Origin of the sequence: Mesorhizobium sp. NPDC059025 (assembly GCF_042739655.1) — a bacterium.
Taxonomy (GTDB): domain Bacteria; phylum Pseudomonadota; class Alphaproteobacteria; order Rhizobiales; family Rhizobiaceae; genus Mesorhizobium.
Window position 1 is genome coordinate 224,573 of record NZ_JBHYIM010000002.1, and the last position, 17,475, is coordinate 242,047.

At 61.8% G+C, this 17,475-nt stretch carries 20 protein-coding genes; 2 read left to right on the plus strand and 18 right to left on the minus strand.

Annotated features, from left to right (window positions below):
• Positions 1-189 precede the first annotated feature (189 nt).
• The 5 genes from ACFWYE_RS05225 to ACFWYE_RS05245 form a co-directional block, all read right to left on the minus strand.
• Positions 190-513 (minus strand): integration host factor subunit alpha, encoded by a 324-nt coding sequence (locus ACFWYE_RS05225; protein WP_054311518.1) that lies wholly within the window; start codon positions 511-513, stop codon positions 190-192.
• A gap of 102 nt (positions 514-615) precedes the next feature.
• Positions 616-1,587 carry a beta-ketoacyl-ACP synthase III gene (locus ACFWYE_RS05230; protein ID WP_379110055.1) on the minus strand — a complete coding sequence of 324 codons (972 nt, stop codon included), beginning with the start codon at positions 1,585-1,587 and terminating at the stop codon, positions 616-618.
• 6 nt (positions 1,588-1,593) lie between these two features.
• Positions 1,594-2,664 carry a phosphate acyltransferase PlsX gene (gene plsX, locus ACFWYE_RS05235; protein WP_379072132.1) on the minus strand — a complete coding sequence of 357 codons (1,071 nt, stop codon included), beginning with the start codon at positions 2,662-2,664 and terminating at the stop codon, positions 1,594-1,596.
• A gap of 104 nt (positions 2,665-2,768) precedes the next feature.
• Complete coding sequence (locus ACFWYE_RS05240) at positions 2,769-3,320, minus strand: YceD family protein (protein ID WP_379110057.1); 552 nt, start codon at positions 3,318-3,320, stop codon at positions 2,769-2,771.
• 12 nt (positions 3,321-3,332) lie between these two features.
• Entirely contained in the window at positions 3,333-3,872 is a 540-nt protein-coding gene (locus ACFWYE_RS05245) for a ubiquinol-cytochrome C chaperone family protein (RefSeq protein ID WP_379110058.1), read from the minus strand.
• A 122-nt stretch (positions 3,873-3,994) separates the two neighbouring features.
• On the opposite strand from ACFWYE_RS05245, the gene ACFWYE_RS05250 reads away from it, so the two are divergent.
• A complete protein-coding gene (locus ACFWYE_RS05250) occupies positions 3,995-4,504 on the plus strand; it encodes an outer membrane protein assembly factor BamE (protein WP_379072141.1) in 510 nt (169 codons plus the stop codon).
• A gap of 106 nt (positions 4,505-4,610) precedes the next feature.
• Here ACFWYE_RS05250 and ACFWYE_RS05255 read toward each other — a convergent pair whose 3' ends face one another.
• The gene (locus tag ACFWYE_RS05255) at positions 4,611-6,749 is read right to left on the minus strand and encodes a sodium-translocating pyrophosphatase (protein WP_379072143.1); all 2,139 of its coding nucleotides are present in this window, start codon (positions 6,747-6,749) and stop codon (positions 4,611-4,613) included.
• A gap of 241 nt (positions 6,750-6,990) precedes the next feature.
• A complete protein-coding gene (locus ACFWYE_RS05260; protein WP_379110059.1) occupies positions 6,991-7,488 on the minus strand; it encodes a DUF2165 family protein in 498 nt (165 codons plus the stop codon).
• Between the two features lie 73 nt (positions 7,489-7,561).
• Here ACFWYE_RS05260 and ACFWYE_RS05265 point away from each other — a divergent pair, with 73 nt between their 5' ends.
• The gene (locus ACFWYE_RS05265; protein ID WP_379110061.1) at positions 7,562-7,798 is read left to right on the plus strand and encodes a hypothetical protein; all 237 of its coding nucleotides are present in this window, start codon (positions 7,562-7,564) and stop codon (positions 7,796-7,798) included.
• 24 nt (positions 7,799-7,822) lie between these two features.
• Here ACFWYE_RS05265 and ACFWYE_RS05270 read toward each other — a convergent pair whose 3' ends face one another.
• From ACFWYE_RS05270 to ACFWYE_RS05320, 11 genes are all read right to left on the minus strand, one after another.
• Positions 7,823-8,572: an ABC transporter permease gene (locus tag ACFWYE_RS05270; protein ID WP_379072151.1), complete on the minus strand. Its 750-nt coding sequence runs from the start codon at positions 8,570-8,572 to the stop codon at positions 7,823-7,825.
• Positions 8,569-9,507, minus strand: a complete 939-nt coding sequence (locus tag ACFWYE_RS05275) for an ABC transporter ATP-binding protein (RefSeq protein ID WP_379110063.1) — start codon at positions 9,505-9,507, stop codon at positions 8,569-8,571. Before ACFWYE_RS05275 ends, ACFWYE_RS05270 begins: the two co-directional genes overlap by 4 nt.
• Positions 9,504-10,670 carry an ABC transporter permease gene (locus ACFWYE_RS05280; RefSeq protein ID WP_379110065.1) on the minus strand — a complete coding sequence of 389 codons (1,167 nt, stop codon included), beginning with the start codon at positions 10,668-10,670 and terminating at the stop codon, positions 9,504-9,506. The genes ACFWYE_RS05275 and ACFWYE_RS05280 overlap by 4 nt, the downstream gene beginning before the upstream one ends.
• Before the next feature lie 67 nt (positions 10,671-10,737).
• Complete coding sequence (locus ACFWYE_RS05285; protein ID WP_379110067.1) at positions 10,738-11,652, minus strand: ABC transporter substrate-binding protein; 915 nt, start codon at positions 11,650-11,652, stop codon at positions 10,738-10,740.
• Between the two features lie 228 nt (positions 11,653-11,880).
• Positions 11,881-12,846 (minus strand): DMT family transporter, encoded by a 966-nt coding sequence (locus tag ACFWYE_RS05290; protein WP_379110069.1) that lies wholly within the window; start codon positions 12,844-12,846, stop codon positions 11,881-11,883.
• Between the two features lie 148 nt (positions 12,847-12,994).
• Positions 12,995-13,432, minus strand: a complete 438-nt coding sequence (locus ACFWYE_RS05295; RefSeq protein ID WP_379110071.1) for a DUF411 domain-containing protein — start codon at positions 13,430-13,432, stop codon at positions 12,995-12,997.
• Between the two features lie 74 nt (positions 13,433-13,506).
• Positions 13,507-13,788 (minus strand): copper-binding protein, encoded by a 282-nt coding sequence (locus ACFWYE_RS05300; protein ID WP_379072167.1) that lies wholly within the window; start codon positions 13,786-13,788, stop codon positions 13,507-13,509.
• A gap of 50 nt (positions 13,789-13,838) precedes the next feature.
• On the minus strand, positions 13,839-14,303 hold the full coding sequence (locus ACFWYE_RS05305) for a plastocyanin/azurin family copper-binding protein (protein WP_379110072.1): 465 nt from the start codon (positions 14,301-14,303) through the stop codon (positions 13,839-13,841).
• 13 nt (positions 14,304-14,316) lie between these two features.
• Positions 14,317-15,726, minus strand: a complete 1,410-nt coding sequence (locus ACFWYE_RS05310) for a multicopper oxidase domain-containing protein (protein WP_379110620.1) — start codon at positions 15,724-15,726, stop codon at positions 14,317-14,319.
• 19 nt (positions 15,727-15,745) lie between these two features.
• Positions 15,746-17,188, minus strand: coding sequence for a TolC family protein (locus ACFWYE_RS05315; RefSeq protein WP_379110074.1), 1,443 nt, complete (start codon positions 17,186-17,188; stop codon positions 15,746-15,748).
• Positions 17,185-17,403, minus strand: coding sequence for a hypothetical protein (locus ACFWYE_RS05320; protein ID WP_379072176.1), 219 nt, complete (start codon positions 17,401-17,403; stop codon positions 17,185-17,187). Before ACFWYE_RS05320 ends, ACFWYE_RS05315 begins: the two co-directional genes overlap by 4 nt.
• Positions 17,404-17,475: the final 72 nt, after the last annotated feature.

Sequence of the window (17,475 nt, forward strand, 5' to 3'; positions counted from 1 at the left end):
ATCCTCGCGCTGGGCATCGGATCGGACGCGTCGTCACGTGCGTTGGTCAATCCAATGCGCAAAGAACAGACGAACCGAAGATTCGGCACTACCCTGTCGAATCGCAGTCTATTTCAGCGATTTATCACCCGACATTCAAGCCCGGCATAAAGCCGAAGCTGGTTTTCAACCGCAGAGTGAGACTTTCGCCTATTTGCCTGATTTTGTCTTGCCGGCCTGATGAGAGCGCAGGATACGGCTCTTCAGCACGTTCGAGGCCTTGAAGGTCATCACCCGGCGAGGCAGGATCGGCACCTCCTCGCCTGTCTTGGGATTGCGCCCGATACGCTCGTTCTTGGAGCGGACGTGGAAGGTGGCGAAGGATGACAGCTTCACCGTCTCGCCACGAACGATGGCCTCGCATATCTCGTCAAGCACCGCTTCGACCAGCTCAGCCGACTCTGTACGCGACAAACCGACCTTGCGATAAACGGCCTCAGCAAGGTCAGCACGTGTCAGTGTCTTTCCCCCCATCAGAGACCGTCCTATCAGCTTGTGCTCAAATGTATCGACTAAACGAGGCGGAGCCTAAGTAATTGACTCGACAAGGTCAAGAACCGAACCGTGCGGTTCGCTTCACCATCTGATGAGGACCGCACCCCAGGTGAATCCTCCCCCCATCGCCTCCAGAAGCACGAGGTCGCCACGCTTGATGCGGCCATCGGCGGCTGCGATCGAAAGCGCCAGCGGCACCGAGGCTGCGGATGTGTTGCCATGCTTGTCGACGGTGATCACCACCTTCTCCTCAGCGATGCCGAGTTTCTTGGCAGAAGCGTCGATGATGCGTTTGTTGGCCTGGTGCGGCACAAACCAGTCGAGGTCGTCCGCCGTGATTCCAGCCTGCGAGAACGTCGCCTCGATCACGTCGGTGATCATGCCAACGGCGTGCTTGAACACCTCGCGCCCTTCCATCCTGAGATGACCGACCGTTCCGGTGGTCGACGGACCGCCGTCGACATAGAGCTTCTCCTTGTGCGAGCCGTCGGAACGCAGGCTGGCGGCCAGAACACCACGGTCAGCGATGGTACCCGCCGCTTCCGCGGCCTCCAGCACCAGCGCGCCGGCGCCGTCGCCGAACAGGACGCAGGTCGAGCGGTCGTTCCAATCGAGAATCCGGGAGAAAGTCTCCGAGCCGATCACCAGCACGCGCTTGGCAAGTCCGGCGCGAATGTAGGCATCGGCCGTGGTAACCGCATAGACGAAACCGGAACACACTGCCTGCATATCGAAGGCATAGCCATGACGCATTCCCAGTCGCTGCTGAATCTCGACAGCCGTGGCAGGGAACGTGTTGTTCGGTGTCGAAGTCGCCAGAACGATGAGGTCGATATCGTCCGGCGTAAGACCGGCATCGGCCAGCGCCGCACGTGCAGCCCCTTCGCCAAGCGAAGCCGTGGTCTCGTCATCGGACGCGATATGGCGCTGACGAATGCCGGTACGCTGGGCGATCCATTCGTCCGACGTTTCGACCATGCCCTCGAAATCGGCATTCTTCATGATACGGCGGGGCAACGCCTGGCCCGTGCCGCGCACGACTGATCTGATCAAGCTGTTTTATCCTTCTTCGTCGACCGCGACGTCAGACTTTCTGGGTGCCGGAGACTGCGGGTTGCGGGCATGGAACAGATCGAGATCCGCTTCGATGCGATCCAGCAAACGATTGCGCACCATGTCGTAGGCCAGTTCCACCGCAGCGGCAAACCCCGCCGAATCGGCGCCACCATGGCTTTTTACCACGACGCCGTCCAATCCGAGGAAGACACCGCCGTTGGAACGGCTGACATCCATCTTTTCGCGCAGCAAGTCGAAAGCGCCTTTCGCGAACAGATAGCCTATACGTGCCATCAGCGTCCGCCCCATGGCCGCACGCAGGTAACCGCCGATCTGGCGCGCCGTGCCTTCGGCGGTCTTCAACGCGATGTTGCCGGCGAAACCTTCCGTCACCACGACATCGACGGTGCCCTTGCCGATATCATCGCCCTCAACGAAGCCGTGATAGACAAGCGAGTTCATATTGGCCTCGCGCAGCATGCGTCCAGCCTCCTTGACCACTTCCTGGCCCTTGATCTCCTCGACGCCGACATTGAGCAGGCCGACGGTCGGCCGTTCCACGCCGAAGACCGCGCGGGCCATGCCAGTGCCAAGAATAGCGAAGTCGACCAGCTGATGAGCGTCGGCGCCGATGGTGGCGCCGACATCCAGCACCACGCTTTCGCCACGCATGGTCGGCCAGATCGCGGCAATTGCCGGCCGATCGATGGTCGCCATCGTGCGCAGGCAGAATTTCGACATCGCCATCAGCGCGCCGGTATTGCCTGCGGACACGCAGGCATCGGCTGTATTGGCCTTTACCGCCTCGATCGCCTTCCACATCGACGATTTCCAGCGACCATGGCGCAATGCCTGGCTCGGCTTGTCGTCCATGCGGACGGCAACCTCACAGTGGAAGAACTCGCTCTTCTCGGCAAGGCCGGGAAACTTGGCCAATTCGGGCCGCACCACGTCTTCGCGGCCATAGATAATGAAACGGATGTCCGGGCGACGGGTGGCGACTGTCTGGAGCGCCGGAATGACCACACCGGGACCGTGGTCACCGCCCATGGCATCAATGGAGATTTTTATCACGCGTTGTTCATCTCGTGGGTTGGCTTGGGACCATCGTGACTTTCCGGCGAAAATAGCGGTTTTGAGTCACCGCACAACCGGCTTTTGTCGTCGATCCATGGCTTTCAGGATTTTCCGAGCAGGGATTTCAGCTTTTTCTGGAATTCGCTTTCGGGTTCGGCATCATCCGGCCCAGCCTCCAGAGATACACCGGCCTTGCGCGGATAGGGATCAATCGCCAGGCCGAAGAACTGCTCGGCCAGAGCGCCGACATCGATCGTATCGCCGGTGAAGGTTTCCGGGCCATCGGGGCCTTCGGCGTCGAGCAGGATCTCGCCGCCGCCCTCGAAACCCTGGCGACCCAGCTTCGAATCCTCGGGCAGGAACAGGCCCTCGACTTCTTCGTCGATATGAGCCGTCAGCGGCTCCAGCGTCACCACGCAGGCCTGGGTGATGTCACCCTCGACACGGCCTGTAACCTTCACGCCGTAGCGTTTCCAGGGTGTCACCACGAGATTGGCGGCATAATGCTCGACGGAGACCAGCCCATGCGCCCTGGCGAGAGCCTCGCGTTGAGCAGCATCGGCCTCGATGAGCACCGGCATGCCTTTTTGCGGCAGGCGCGAGACATGCGCCACGAACGAGACGGCGCTGCTTGATTCTTCTTGATGTTTCATTGCGGTCATCCTTCAGGCTGCGGCGGCCGGAAAGACCAGCTCGCCAAGGCAGATCGCATCCGACGATTGAGTGGCAAGCGCCTCCCTGGCCCGCAGCACATAAGCCGCCATATCCGATGCCTCCGGCCAATCCGCGACATTGGGGCGGACATTGCGGGACAGAGCAGCGGCGAGATCAGCCTTGTCGTCACGGGCGAGCGCGTCGGCATAGGCGGCGGTACGGCCATAATACATCTTCGCCAGCTTCTTCATGCGCTTCGGGACGCCGACATCGCTTATGCCGAGTTCGCGCAGCGAATGGTCGACATCGGTGAAGAACTCGTCAATGAGGGTCTGCGCCAGCTCAGCCGGCACGCCACTCTCGCCATGCAGCCTGTGCTGGAACAGGAACATATGCAGCGACAACATCTCGAAACGGCCAAGCGGCGTATCGGGCACATTCCAGTGCGAATAAAAGAAAGTTTGCCGCGCCGCCGCCACGATTTGTGCGTACAGCGCCTCGACAATAGCGCGGTTGGCATGGCGTTCACGGCCGAACAGGCGCTGAAACATTGGGGACGGTCTCCCGGGGACCTGTTTGTTAAGGCAGAATTGTTGCATCGGCGGCTAAGCTGGTTTACCGGTTTTGCCGCCTCGCGCAAGCCGGTGCCCGAGAGCGGACTATGGAGTTGTCGTTGCGCGCATTGAAATTCAAGTCGACCGCCTTGGCAGGTCCTGCGTCCGTCGCCTCGATGCTTGTCATCGCAACGGCGCTGACCGGCTGCAACTCGTCGAAGATGTTCGGGGATCTGACGCCTGGCGAGACACTCACTCAGGGCTACATCGTCGACCAGCAGACGCTGGATTCGGTTCCCGTTGGTTCCAGCCGCGAGCAGGTGCTGCTTGCGCTCGGTACGCCATCCACCACAGCCACCTTCGACAACGAGGTCTTCTATTACATCTCGCAGACGCGCCGTCGTTCGGTTGCTTTCGCCAATCCGAGCGTTGTCGACCAGAAGGTACTGGCCGTCTATTTCGGCCAGGATGGCCGTGTCGCCCGCCTGGCAAACTACGGAATGAAGGATGGCCGGGTGTTTGACTTCATTTCACGCACGACGCCGACCGGCGGCAAGGATCAGAACTTCCTCGGCCAGATCATCTCCGGCGCCGGCAAGCTCAAGCCCAATCCGGCTGCCGGGCTCTGATCCCGCTGCAGGTCGGCAAGGACGACCTGCCAGACAGATATTCCAAAAGCAAAACCCGCGGGATCGCTCCCGCGGGTTTTTTCTTTCTGCCGGACAGATGCCGTTGTCAGCTGTGCGCCAGCACGGCGAGCAACAGCAGGGCCACGATGTTGGTGATCTTGATGGCCGGGTTCACGGCCGGACCGGCCGTGTCCTTGTAGGGATCGCCAACCGTGTCGCCGGTGACGGAAGCCTTGTGCGCCTCCGAACCCTTCAGGTGCTTGACGCCATCCTTATCGGTGAAGCCGTCTTCGAACGACTTTTTGGCGTTGTCCCAGGCGCCGCCGCCGGAGGTCATCGAAATGGCCACGAACAGACCGTTGACGATGACGCCGAGCAGCGAGGCGCCGAGCGCCGCGAAAGCCGAGGCCTTGGAGCCCGAGATCAGCAGCACGCCATAGTAGACGACCAGCGGCGCCAGTACTGGCAGCAGCGACGGAATGATCATTTCCTTGATCGCAGCCTTGGTCAAAAGGTCGACCGCCCGCGCATAGTTGGGCTTGGACGTGCCCTTCATGATGCCTGGGTCCTCGCGGAACTGGCGGCGCACCTCCTCCACGATCGAACCCGCGGCGCGCCCAACCGCGGTCATGGCGATGCCACCGAACAGATACGGAATCAGACCACCGAAGATCAGGCCCGCGACGACATAAGGATTCGACAGGTCGAAGGAGACCGTGCCGAGATCGGCGAAGTAAGGATATTGCGCGCCGTTGGCGGCGAAATACTGCAGGTCGTTCGAATATGCCGCGAACAGCACCAGCGCGCCGAGGCCTGCCGAACCGATGGCGTAACCCTTGGTGACGGCCTTGGTGGTGTTGCCGACAGCATCAAGCGCGTCGGTGGAATGACGCACTTCCTTGGGCAGGCCGGACATCTCAGCGATGCCGCCGGCATTGTCGGTGACCGGGCCGAAGGCATCGAGCGCCACGATCATGCCGGCAAGGCCAAGCATGGTGGTGACGGCGATCGCGGTACCGAACAGGCCCGCCAGCTGGAAGGTGGCGATGATGCCGCCGACAATGACGATCGCCGGCAGCGCGGTCGATTCCAGTGAAACCGCGAGGCCCTGGATGACATTTGTGCCATGGCCGGTGACCGAGGCCTGGGCAATCGAATTGACCGGACGCTTGTCGGTGCCGGTATAGTATTCGGTGATCACCACGATCAGCGCCGTCACCAGCAGGCCAATCAGACCGCAGATGAACAGATTCGTTCCGGTCACGACATGCGCGCCGGCCCCGACCGGGCCCCAGCCGATGGTCATGGACGTGGCGGCACCCAAACCGACGATCGACAGGATGCCCGTGACGATCAGGCCCTTGTAGAGGGCGCCCATGATCGAACCATTGGCCCCGAGCTTCACGAAAAAGGTGCCGATGATGGAAGTGACGATACAGGCACCGCAGATGACCAGCGGATAGAGCATCATGCTGGACAGCACGTCAGTGCCGGCAAAGAAGATCGCGGCCAGCACCATGGTTGCGACCACGGTCACGGCATAGGTCTCGAACAGGTCGGCAGCCATGCCGGCGCAGTCACCGACATTGTCACCGACGTTGTCTGCGATGGTGGCGGGGTTGCGTGGGTCATCCTCCGGGATGCCGGCTTCCACCTTGCCGACGAGATCGCCGCCAACGTCAGCTCCCTTGGTGAAGATACCACCGCCGAGACGCGCGAAGATCGAGATCAGTGACGCGCCGAAGCCAAGCGCCACCAGCGAGTCGATCACGGTACGATCGCCGGGCGCCAGGCCCAGCGGGCCGGTCAGCACCCAGTAGTAGACGGAGACGCCAAGCAGTGCCAAGCCGGCAACCAGCATGCCGGTAATGGCACCCGACTTGAAGGCGATGTCGAGGCCGGCAGACAGACTGTTCGATGCGGCCTGCGCCGTGCGCACATTGGCGCGCACCGAAACGTGCATGCCTATGAAGCCTGCCGCGCCCGAAAGCACGGCACCGATCAGGAAGCCGATGGCGGCGGTACCCGACAGCAGCCACCAGGCCAGCAGGAACACGACAACCCCGACGATGGCGATGGTGGTGTATTGGCGCGCCAGATAGGCCTGCGCGCCCTCGCGGATTGCCGCGGCGATTTCCTGCATGCGTGCGTTGCCCTGGTCGGACGCCAGCACGGACTGTGTAGCCCAGATGGCGTAGACGATCGAAAGCACGCCGCAGAGGATGACGACATAAAGCATGGTCATTTGCGGATTATTCCTCGATCTGTGGCCCGGCAGACCTCCTCCCCGGACCTTGGAACCGAACCGGGATTCCCGAGCGGAATCCCGACCCCTCGATCGATTTATGCAAAGCCGCGGTCTCGACCGTCAAGCCGGCGTGCGACATTTGCCCGCATTTCGCTGCGACAGTTTACCGCGCTCGGTGTGTTGCCGAGCCCAAATGCTTGCATGCGCTTCACCTTGAAGCAGCGGTTGCGGCCCAACGCTACCGCTGCAAGTCGCGGTCCGGTTGCATGATGAAGATCAGCACCGCAAGCATGGTCATATAGAACTTGAAGGCGGCTTCCTGGCCATTCCAGGTTTTCGACTGCCACATGGCAAACCACTCTCCGCCGATGACCATGAAGCCGAAATACCAGACCAGAAAGCCCATGGTTGTGGCGATAATGGCGAATTTCTTGGCATTGTTGAACGTTTCGCCACTCCCCTTGCGGGCGCTCCACAAATTCCAGGCGGCGATCAGGAAGAGTACGCAGGTCAGTGCTTCACCGACGATGATCAGCCAGTAGCCCACGGTCCAGAGCGTTGGGCTGGTGATCGAACGATACATCAGGGCATTGCCCGGAAAGGTTGTGTCCATGGACAGCACATGCTGGACAAAGGCGAAGTTGGAGCCATAGTCGGTGATGTTGCCAAAGGCGACGAGGAAGGCGAAGGCCGCCAGACACAGGCACATGGTGATCTTGGAAAGACGTGACGTCATGGCAAAAGCCCCTTCTGCTTTCGATGATTCTGGTCACGGCAAAGCAGGATCACCGAGTCCCGGCGAACACGCAATGAGTCTCGCTTCAATTGTCCTGACCGCAAGCGCGGAGCGCCACGCCGAAAAGCACCAGTTGACGACAATGCTGCTGTCGTTGCGGCTGCCGGCAAGCTGCACGACTGGAGATCTGGTATCGCTGGAGACGGGCGACGCGGGGCGCCATGATTTTTCGATCATCCAGCGCCGATGGGTCGTCGCAGGAAATGCCGCGGAACTGGAAATAACCCTCGACCATCCGGCAAGGCGTTAGACGGCGGCCCCAGTCGGCTGCGCACTACTGGACAGCCTGCCCCATCCGGCGTGCCGCGACACGTTCGAGAGCCATCAGTCCGTCGTAGATGAACACCGCAAGCCCGGCAACGATGAGGCCACCCTGGACGACGAAGGCCAGGTTGTTGGAAATCAATCCGGCAATGATGACCTCGCCCAGCGTCTTGGCCGCGACAGTGGATCCAATGGTGGCGGTGGCCAGGCTGATCACCACCGACAGCCGGATGCCTGCCAGGATCACCGGCAGGCTGAGCGGAAGTTCGACCCGGAATAGTTTCTGGCGATCGGTCATGCCGGCACCGCGGGCCGCCTCAACGACATTGGCCGGCAGCGTGGTAAGTCCGGTCAGCGCGTTCTCGAAGATCGGCAGCAGGCCGTAGAGGAAGAGCGCGATCAAGGTCGGCTTCTCGCCGAAACCGACCGCAGGCACGGCGAGCGCCAGCACCGCGACCGGCGGGAAGGTCTGGCCTATATTGACCAGCGATCGCGACAGCGGCAGGAATTCGGCACCAAAGGGCCGTGTCACCAGGATGGCAAGGCCGATAGCGACAATGATCGCGGCGGTCGTAGCCACGGCCACGGTGCCCAGATGCTGCAAGGTCAGCGACAGCAGGCTGCCCTGGTTGTAGATCGCCGGCGCATTGTTTTCCGTAAGCGGCTTGAACAGTGGCTCGAACCAGCCCGGATTGACGATGAACGCCACCAGGAGCACCAGCAGTACGACACGCAATGCTGCTGGCAGGAAAACCTTCATGCCGGCCTCGCCGCGAGCTTCACCAGGCCGTCCACGGTAACACGGCCGAGCGCCTGGCCATCCGCCCCTTTGACCGGCAGCGCCGGCTTGCCGGTCCAAAGCAGTTCCGCCAGTGCATCGCGCTGGCTGGCGTCGGCGGGTATTGCTTCGCCTTCCGCGCTGCCCTTCTCCACCGCATCGCCGACACGGCCAAGCGACAGCAGCCGGAACGGCCGCTCGGACGAGCCGACCAGCGTCTCGACAAAGGAACTGGCGGGCTTCGCCAGAATTTCGGCGGGGCCGGCGTATTGAACCAGCTTGCCACCATCCATGACCGCGATCTTGTGGCCCAGATGCACCGCCTCCTCCATGTCGTGGGTAACCAGGATGATGGTGGTGCCGAAATGTTTCTGGATGGCGAGCAGGTCTTCCTGCGCCTTGGTGCGGATGATCGGGTCGAGCGCGCCGAATGGCTCGTCCATCAACAGCACATTGGGTTTGGCGGCGAGCGCGCGCGCCACGCCGACACGCTGCTGCTGGCCGCCTGACAATTCGTGCGGATAGCGTGGGCCGAAAGCTGCGGGATCGAGCTGGAAGAGCTTCAGCAGCTCATCGACACGCTCGTCGATGCGTTCCTTGTCCCAGCCGAGCAGCAGCGGCACCGTTGCGATGTTCTGCGCCACGGTGCGATGCGGAAACAGGCCATGGCCCTGGATGGCGTAACCGATCGAGCGGCGCAACTCGTAGTCCGGCAGCGAATGGTTATCGACACCGTCCAGCTTGATCGTGCCGGAAGTTGGTTCGACCAGCCGGTTGATCATACGCAACAGCGTGGTCTTGCCGGAACCGGACGTGCCGACGATGGCCGCGATGGTGCGCGGTTCGATCACCATCGACACCTCGTCGACCACGGTCTGCTTGTCGTAGCGCTTGGTGATGTTTTCGATTTCGATCATGCGACCGCTTCCTTGCGCTTGGCTGTTGCGGTGAGTTCGATGACGGCATCGAGCACGATGCCCGCCGCGAAGGCCAGTGCCACCGTCGGCACCGCACCGAGCAAAACCAGATCCATCGCCGTCTGTCCGACGCCCTGAAAGACAAAGACGCCGAAGCCGCCGCCGCCGATCAGGGCGGCGATGGTGGCAAGGCCGATGTTCTGCACCAGAACGATGCGGATCCCGGTCAGGATCACCGGGAAGGCAAGCGGGAACTCCACGCCGAACAACCGCTGCCTGTCCGTCATACCCATGCCGCGCGCGGCCTCATTGGCCGCCTTCGGCACGCCGGCCAGTCCCACCACCGTGTTCGCCACCACCGGCAGCAACGAATAGAGGAACAGCGCCACGAAGGCCGGCGCGGTGCCGATGCCGCGAATGCCAAGCGCGGCGGCTCCCGGCACGTGCAGCGCCACCCAGCCAAGCGGTCCGATCAACATGCCAAACAGCGCGATCGACGGGATGGTCTGGATGATGTTGAGCACATTGAGGACCCCCGCCCGCAGCACTTCGACCCTGTGGCAGAGAATGCCGAGCGGCAGGCCAACCGCGACGGCGGCGGCCAGCGAACCCAGCGCCAAAGCGACATGCTTGCGTGCCTCGGCCCAGAAACTACCGGCCCTGTTGGCATATTCCTTGAGGATGGAGAGGCTGTCCCAGCTGCCAGATGCCAAGAGGGCGGCAATCGCCACTGAAGCGACGAAGAGAATAACGATGCGCATAAATGGCGACAGTTCCAGGCGCGTCAGCACGTCGGCCAGCAGCAGGGTAAAGGCGAAGAGCAGCAACCAGAAGCCGGACGCCGGTGACACGCGCGCGAAGGTGTTGCCGGGCGGCGTCAGAAAGCTGCCCGCCATGCCGATGGCCAACGCAAGCGCGACCAACAGAACGACACTTGCAACAAGCCGCCAGGCCAATGGTGTCTTCAGCAGTGCGACGATGATGGCGGCGATGACCAGCGCCAGCAGCAAAGGCCCGCTGACAGCAGGAAGCGCGTCGAGGATGGATCGCCCTTCCCCCGGCACGATGCGGTTGGCACGGAAGGTGGCGAATGGTGCAAGGAAAGCCGCATAGGCAGCAATCGCGGCAATCACCACGCCCAGCTTGTCAAAGCGAATCCCCACGATCCCCGGTCCTTCAGGTCCGGCGCGCCCAGTCGTTTCGATCCAGCCGGCGCGCCGGAACCGCTTCCTACTTGAGGAAGCCGTTCTTCTTCAGGAAGTCCTCGGCAACCGCTTTGGCCGGCTCACCACCAACCTGCACGCGGCCGTTCAACTCCTGCAGCGTGACAAGGTCGAGCTTCTCGAAAACCGGCTTCAGCACCTCCTCGATCTTGGGGTTTTCCTTGAGCACCGCCTCGCGGATGATCGGTGTCGGTTGGTAGACCGGCTGGACATTCTTGTCGTCGCTGAGAACCACGAGGCCGGACGGTGCGATGCCGCCGTCAGTGCCGTAGACCATGGCAGCATTGGCCCCGTTGGTCTGGTTGGCGGCAGCGCCAATAGTGGCAGCCGTGTCACCGCCCGAAAGCGTGATCAGCTGATCCGGCTTCAGGGTGAAGCCGTAAGTTGTCTGGAAAGCTGGCAGGGCGGCAGCCGAATTGACGAATTCGGCTGAAGCCGCCAGCACCACCTTACCACCGCCCGAGACGTATTTGCCGAAGTCGGAGAGCGTGGCCAGTTTGTTGGCGTCGGTGACATCCTTGCGCAACGCGATCGCCCAGGTGTTGTTAGCCGGCGATGGTGTCAGCCAGACAAGCTTGTTGGCGTCGTAGTCGAGCTTCTTTGCTTCGGCATAACCCTTGGCGGCATCCTTCCAGATCGGGTCGTCAGCCTTCTCGAAGAAGAAGGCGGCGTTGCCGGTGTATTCGGGATAGATGTCGATCTCGCCCGCAATGATCGCCTTGCGCACCACAGGCGTGGCGCCAAGCTGAATACGGTCGACGGTCTTGATGCCGTTCGCATTCAGAACCGACTGGATGATGTTGCCAAGAACCCCGCCCTCGGTGTCGATCTTGGAAGAGACGACGACGTCGGCAGCGTTGGCGGAGGCGACGGAGAGGCCGAGCACCACAAGCGCACCGGCTAAAAATCTGGTTGAAGACATGGCGGCAAATCCCTCTGATAAAACCGATGACGATGCCTGCTATCGCACGACCCAGTCGGGCAGTCGGGGCATACGGTTTCATAAGATGGAGGGTAAGCGCAATATTTTTATCCGCAATGGGCGTTCGGTCCATGCTTATCCCGACAGCGTTCTGTCAGTTGGCTTGGCGGCTTTGTCCGTTTGACTGCCGGCCGGAACTTCCCGCACCAACATGCCAACGTTGTAAGCTCACTGTCCCGCTTCATATGGCGTCGCGATATGGGCGCGCGAACCCGCATACAGCAAACCCGTCAATCCAAGGATGACAAGGCCCAGAACGATGATCTGAAGTCCGGTGATGGTTTCATTGAAAAACAAGGCCGACAGGACCATCGTCACAACCGGCGCCGGCACGGTGATGGAACTGGCCACCGAAACGTCGATATGGCGGACGGCATAGAACCAGACGATCAGTTCCACATAGTAGGCAAGGCCCATGGCAACCGCGAAGATCTGGAACTGAAAATCCAGCCCTAACAATGGGATGGCCTCAAAACCCTCGAGTACGACAGCAAGCACGAGCAGAAATATCGTGGACACGATCAAACGCGAAGTGGTGACCTGGCTCGGGGTGATCGGGGTCGACAACAATGCCTGCCTGACGATGATGTGGGCAACGCTCCAGACCAGTGGGACCGCGAGCGCCATCAGGAACCAGGACGACAGCCCGGCCAGCTGCCAGGTGCCCTGTGTGGCGAGATAATAGAGCGCAACAACCACCAAAAGCATGAAGCCTAGCTCGAGCGCATTCTTGCGGCGACGCAGGAACACCGCCTCGAGCGCGGCCGCAAAGAGCGGGTAGGCCTGCAGGGCAATGGCCGCATTGACCGCTCCCGCCTTCTCGAACGCCAGAACGTACATCCAGGTGGACAGGCTGAAGAGCCCACCGGTGAACAGCGTGACGCCAAGCACACGCCATCGTTCTGATCGAGGCAGACGGTCACCGAACAGCCCATGCTCGCCCGAATGCCACTCGAGTGCCAGCAGCGGCAGCGAGAACAGAAGTTGCCAGACCGAGAGCCACAGCGCAAAGGAAAGCGCACTGGAACCAGCTGGGCGGCCGATTGCGATAATCGGCATCAGGCCAAGCACGATGAGGCAAATGAAGGCGAGTGTGATGCCGGTGCCGCGCCGCGGACTGAAAGGCTGGTCCATGTAGAACTCCGGATGCCGGCATCACCGAGAGGCTGGCACCACTCATCAATACAGAGACACCTACGGCCGGCCATAGAGGCAGCCCGTGATGGATCCTGCTCCAATCAACGCTTCATGGCCCTGCGTTGGGATGTAATGACCGGTTCGCCTAAAATCGCATGAAGACAGTGCCGACAGGGCCAAATGTCACGACATCGTAGGCTTCGGGCTCAACGCCCGGCATCTCCATGCCTGGCGAGCCGACGGGCATGCCTGCAACCGCAAGGCCCTTGATGGCCGGCCGCTCGGCAAGCAGCTTTCCAACCGCCTTGGCTGGCACATGCCCTTCGAGCACATAGCCGGCGACCAGGGCGGTATGGCATGACTGCAGAGCCGACGGTATCCCGTTCTCCGCCTTGAGTTTCTCCAGCGTTGAGCTCTCCACGACCTTCACTGCGTAGCCCGCCTTTGCCATGTGATCGGCCCACGCCCCGCAACAACCGCACGAAGGGTCCTTGTAGACCGTCACCAGCGGCCGGTTCGCGGCGAAGGCCGACGTGCCTGCAAGCAAGACCGCTGTCGCGACGAGAAAAGTCCTGCGTTTCATCACCATCTCCTTTGGTGCGAACAGCACGGAGCCAGATCGGCTCCGTGCTGTCTTCGCTGAGTTTACGATTAGGTTTACTTGGCTTTTTCGATCTTGGTCACGGTGAGGCGGCCATTGACACGATCGGCTTCGAACTTGACCTTGTCGCCGACCTTGACGGCCTTGAGCGCAGCCGGATCCGCAACCACGAACACCATCGTCATGGCGTCCATCTCCAGATTGGTGATCGGGCCATGCTTCAGCGTGACCTTATTCTGCGCCGTGTCGATCTTGGTGATCTGGCCGTCCACGGGCGCAGCGCGAGCAGAGGTGGCAAGAGCCAGAGCAAAAGCGGCGGCGGTTACGATCTTACGCATTGGGTTCTCCTTCATTTGCGTTGGGTAGTCCGGTTGGGATTGCGCCGTCTTCACTTGACGACGATGGTGCCTGTCATGCCGGCTTCACGGTGACCGGGGATGAGGCAGGAGAAGTCGAACTCGCCGGCCTTGGTGAACTTCCAGACGATCTCGCCGTTTTTATTCGGCGCCAGGCGCTTAGCGTTCGGATCGTCATGTTCCATGTCGGGATTCTTCTGCATCTGCTCGCCGTGCTTGAGATTCTCGGCAAGCGTGCCGAGCACCAGCTCGTGGTCGAGCTCGCCATTGTTGCGCAGCATGAGCTTCACCTGCTCGCCCTTCTTGATCTCGACGCGATTGGGCAGGAATTCCATCCTGCCGTCGGCTTCGCGCATGACGACCTGCACCACGCGCGCCGGCTTCTTCGGGTTGCCGGGCTCGCCATAGGCGCGCTCGCCGTCGTGGCCGGGGTCGGCGATGGCGGCCACAGGCCACGCCAACACAGCCAAGACGGCAATGAGAGTTCGGGATTTCATGTCGTGTCTATCCTTAGTGATTGTTGTGGGAGTTCTTGGGAGAGGATTGCCCGCCGGGCTTCACCACGGTGACTTCGGCGGTTTTTGACCTGTCGAAGGCGGGCGTTTCCTGACGCGCCGCTTGGCCGGTCTGTCCGGTCCATTCATAGGAGACCGTACCCGACGGGTGCTGATACCAGCCGGGATCCTTGTAATCCCCGGCGGCCAACCCCTCGCGGACCTTGACCACCGAGAACATGCCACCCATCTCGATCGGTCCGAACGGACCGAAACCTGTCATCATCGGCAGGGTGTTTTCGGGCAACGGCATTTCCATTTCGCCCATGTCGGCCATGCCGGCGGTGCCCATCGGCATGTAGTCCGGCACGAGGCGCTTGATCTTCCTGGCGACCTCCTTCTTGTCTGCGCCGATGAAGGTAGCGAGCTCGTGCCCCATGGCGTTCATGGTGTGATGCGATTTGTGACAGTGGATCGCCCAGTCGCCGGGATTATCTGCCACGAAGTCGAAGGCACGCATCTGGCCGACCGCGCAGTCGACGGTCACTTCCGGCCAGGCCGCCGCTTCCGGCACCCAGCCGCCATCCGTGCACGAGACCTTGAAGTCGTAGCCGTGCATGTGGATGGGATGGTTGGTCATGGTGAGATTGCCGAAGCGCACACGCACCTTGTCGCCCTTGCCTACCACCAGCGGGTCGATGCCCGGGAAGACACGGCTGTTCCAGGTCCACATGTTGAAGTCGGTCATTTCCGCCACGCGCGGCACATAGGCGCCCGGCTCGATGTCGTAGGATGACATCAGGAAGACGAAGTCGCGGTCGACGCGGCGGAAGGCCGGATCCTTCGGATGCACCACGAAGAAGCCCATCATGCCCATCGCCATCTGCACCATCTCGTCGGCATGGGGGTGGTACATGAAGGTACCGCTCTTCTGCAGCTGGAACTCGTAGACGAAGGTTTTGCCGACCGGGATATGCGGTTGCGTGAGACCGCCGACGCCGTCCATGCCGCTGGGCAACAGCTGACCGTGCCAGTGGATAGTGGTGTGCTCCGGCAGCCTGTTGGTGACGAAGATACGCACCTTGTCGCCCTCGACCGCCTCGATGGTCGGTCCCGGCGACTGGCCGTTGTAGCCCCACAGATGACCGACCATGCCTGGCGAAAACTCGCGCACCACCGGCTCGGCGACGAGATGGAATTCCTTCCAGTCTCCGTTCATGCGCCACGGCAAGGTCCAACCGTTCAAGGTGACGACAGGGTTGTAGTCCGGCCCGGTTTTCGGCACGAGCGGCGGCTGCATCACAGCCTCCGTCATGGTCGGTGCCTCGGGCACCGAGGCGAACGCGGTGCGCCCCGATACCGCACCGGCACCCAGCAAGGTCATGGCACCGGTGGCGCCAAGGAAGTTTCGGCGGGAAACCGTCATGTTTCTTTTCTCCTTGGGATCACTCATCGCCGCCTCCCGCACCACCGCCGATGATGGCGCTCTGGTAGTCGACACCGGCGAGCAAGGCGTCGCGCTGTGCCTCGATGGCGGCGACATTGCTCTCGATGCCTTCGCGGGTGGTGGTCAGCAGCTCGAACACGTCGATCAGCATGCCGTTGTATTGAAGCTGAGCTTCCTCCGAGATCACCCTGCGCAGCGGGATGATGCTGGCTCGGTACTGGTGGGCGATGTCCGTGGCGGCACGGTAGGCAAGAAGTGCCGCGCGGGATTCGGAGCGGATGTTCACGGCTTTTGCCGCAAAGCGGTTGACCGCCTGCATATAGGTCTCGGCATTGCGCCGCCTGGTGGTCTCGCCCAAATCGAAGATCGGTATCTCCAGTTCGAGGTCGAGCACACCTCCCTTGGGATAGTCCTTCTCGACCTCGCCGTGATCGTTCTTGCTGCGCTCGAAATTGGCAAAGCCGGCGAGCTGGAAGGCCGAGACATACCGGGTCGCGTTGTCGAGTTTGAGCGAACGCGCCAGGGCGTCGAGTTCGAGCCGTGCCGCAATCAGATCGACGCGTTTGCGAACGGCCTCCGTCTCGGCTTGATCCGACGTCTGCAGTTTCTTTGGCAGGGACGGCAACCTGTCCGGGATCTTGTAGCCGGCATCCGAGCCCCACAAGCCAAGCTCGCGCGTCAGCGCCTCGCGTGTGACACCTGCTTCAAGCCTTGCGGCGGCGAGTTGGCTGGAGGTTTCGGCATTGAAGGCACCCGCACGCGCCTGATCCAGCTTGGTGGCCGCGCCAGTTTCGCCGAGCTTGCGAGTAAGGTCAGCGGCTGCGTCCGTCGAGGCTCTCGCCTGCTCGAGATAGGTCACCCGGTGACGGGCGGCCACGGCTCGATAGTATGCCTTGCGCGCAGCGGCCGCCTGACGAAATGTTGCCTCCATGGCGCGATATCGCGCTGCCTCGAATTCCTTCTCGGCAATCGCCTTGCGTGCAGGCAAGGTGAGCAGCGACAGCAGCGAACCGACCAGCCGGCGTTCGATCTCCAGCGATCCTCCCTGCAAGGTCCCGCCAAGCGAAATGCTTGGATTGGGCGGCAGGCTGGCCTCCACGAAGGCCGCTTCCGAAACGCCGAGCGCATTGTACTCGGCCTGCAGGTTCCTGTTGCTCAGCAATGCAACCTGGACGGCACTGTCAGCGTTCAATGGCTTGGCCAAAAGCGTCTTCACACGCGAAGACCCCGCCGCGGCGTCGGCCTTCGAGGCAATCTTCACCACGTTGGCGCCGATGGCCGACGACACCTGCGCGCCCACCGGCAACATGCCGCCATCCTTGGTGAAGGAGGCACAGCCGGCAAGCGTAAGCGCAAGCAGGCTGACACCCCCGAGTTTGATGAACTTGCCGTTCCAGGTGGCCGGCAAGACGGAAACAGCAAAGGAGATGATCGGCATCATTTGCCCTTCTCCTTCGGCGCCACTTGACGGTTGCTGTCGATCCAGGATTTGGGCGCTACGGGCCGATAGTCGACTGTGCCGGCAAGTACCGGCGCGTACCGTGCAGGTGGCACGGCAACGGCAGGGTCCGCGGCCGACGGCCCTGTGCCGATATCAGGCAGGGCCGTGCAAGCGGAAAGGATGATGGCGGGCGCCATCACGAAAGGAGACCTCATGAATGATCCTCAACGACGGAAATGAACGAGAAACGCGGGCCTGACGAAGAGAAATCTCCGGGCAAGGCCATG

What these genes read in the sequence shown, in the direction of transcription:
- ACFWYE_RS05225 (WP_054311518.1), bottom strand. Translation starts at nt 513, where the DNA reads ATGGGGGGAAAGACACTGACACGTGCTGACCTTGCTGAGGCCGTTTAT.
- ACFWYE_RS05240 (WP_379110057.1), bottom strand. Translation starts at nt 3,320, where the DNA reads ATGAAACATCAAGAAGAATCAAGCAGCGCCGTCTCGTTCGTGGCGCAT.
- ACFWYE_RS05245 (WP_379110058.1), bottom strand. Translation starts at nt 3,872, where the DNA reads ATGTTTCAGCGCCTGTTCGGCCGTGAACGCCATGCCAACCGCGCTATT.
- ACFWYE_RS05255 (WP_379072143.1), bottom strand. Translation starts at nt 6,749, where the DNA reads ATGACCATGCTTTATGTCGTCATCCTCTGCGGCGTGCTTTCGATCGTC.
- ACFWYE_RS05260 (WP_379110059.1), bottom strand. Translation starts at nt 7,488, where the DNA reads ATGACGTCACGTCTTTCCAAGATCACCATGTGCCTGTGTCTGGCGGCC.
- ACFWYE_RS05265 (WP_379110061.1), top strand. Translation starts at nt 7,562, where the DNA reads ATGAGTCTCGCTTCAATTGTCCTGACCGCAAGCGCGGAGCGCCACGCC.
- ACFWYE_RS05270 (WP_379072151.1), bottom strand. Translation starts at nt 8,572, where the DNA reads ATGAAGGTTTTCCTGCCAGCAGCATTGCGTGTCGTACTGCTGGTGCTC.
- ACFWYE_RS05275 (WP_379110063.1), bottom strand. Translation starts at nt 9,507, where the DNA reads ATGATCGAAATCGAAAACATCACCAAGCGCTACGACAAGCAGACCGTG.
- ACFWYE_RS05285 (WP_379110067.1), bottom strand. Translation starts at nt 11,652, where the DNA reads ATGTCTTCAACCAGATTTTTAGCCGGTGCGCTTGTGGTGCTCGGCCTC.
- ACFWYE_RS05290 (WP_379110069.1), bottom strand. Translation starts at nt 12,846, where the DNA reads ATGGACCAGCCTTTCAGTCCGCGGCGCGGCACCGGCATCACACTCGCC.
- ACFWYE_RS05295 (WP_379110071.1), bottom strand. Translation starts at nt 13,432, where the DNA reads ATGAAACGCAGGACTTTTCTCGTCGCGACAGCGGTCTTGCTTGCAGGC.
- ACFWYE_RS05300 (WP_379072167.1), bottom strand. Translation starts at nt 13,788, where the DNA reads ATGCGTAAGATCGTAACCGCCGCCGCTTTTGCTCTGGCTCTTGCCACC.
- ACFWYE_RS05305 (WP_379110072.1), bottom strand. Translation starts at nt 14,303, where the DNA reads ATGAAATCCCGAACTCTCATTGCCGTCTTGGCTGTGTTGGCGTGGCCT.
- ACFWYE_RS05310 (WP_379110620.1), bottom strand. Translation starts at nt 15,726, where the DNA reads ATGACGGTTTCCCGCCGAAACTTCCTTGGCGCCACCGGTGCCATGACC.
- ACFWYE_RS05315 (WP_379110074.1), bottom strand. Translation starts at nt 17,188, where the DNA reads ATGATGCCGATCATCTCCTTTGCTGTTTCCGTCTTGCCGGCCACCTGG.
- ACFWYE_RS05320 (WP_379072176.1), bottom strand. Translation starts at nt 17,403, where the DNA reads ATGAGGTCTCCTTTCGTGATGGCGCCCGCCATCATCCTTTCCGCTTGC.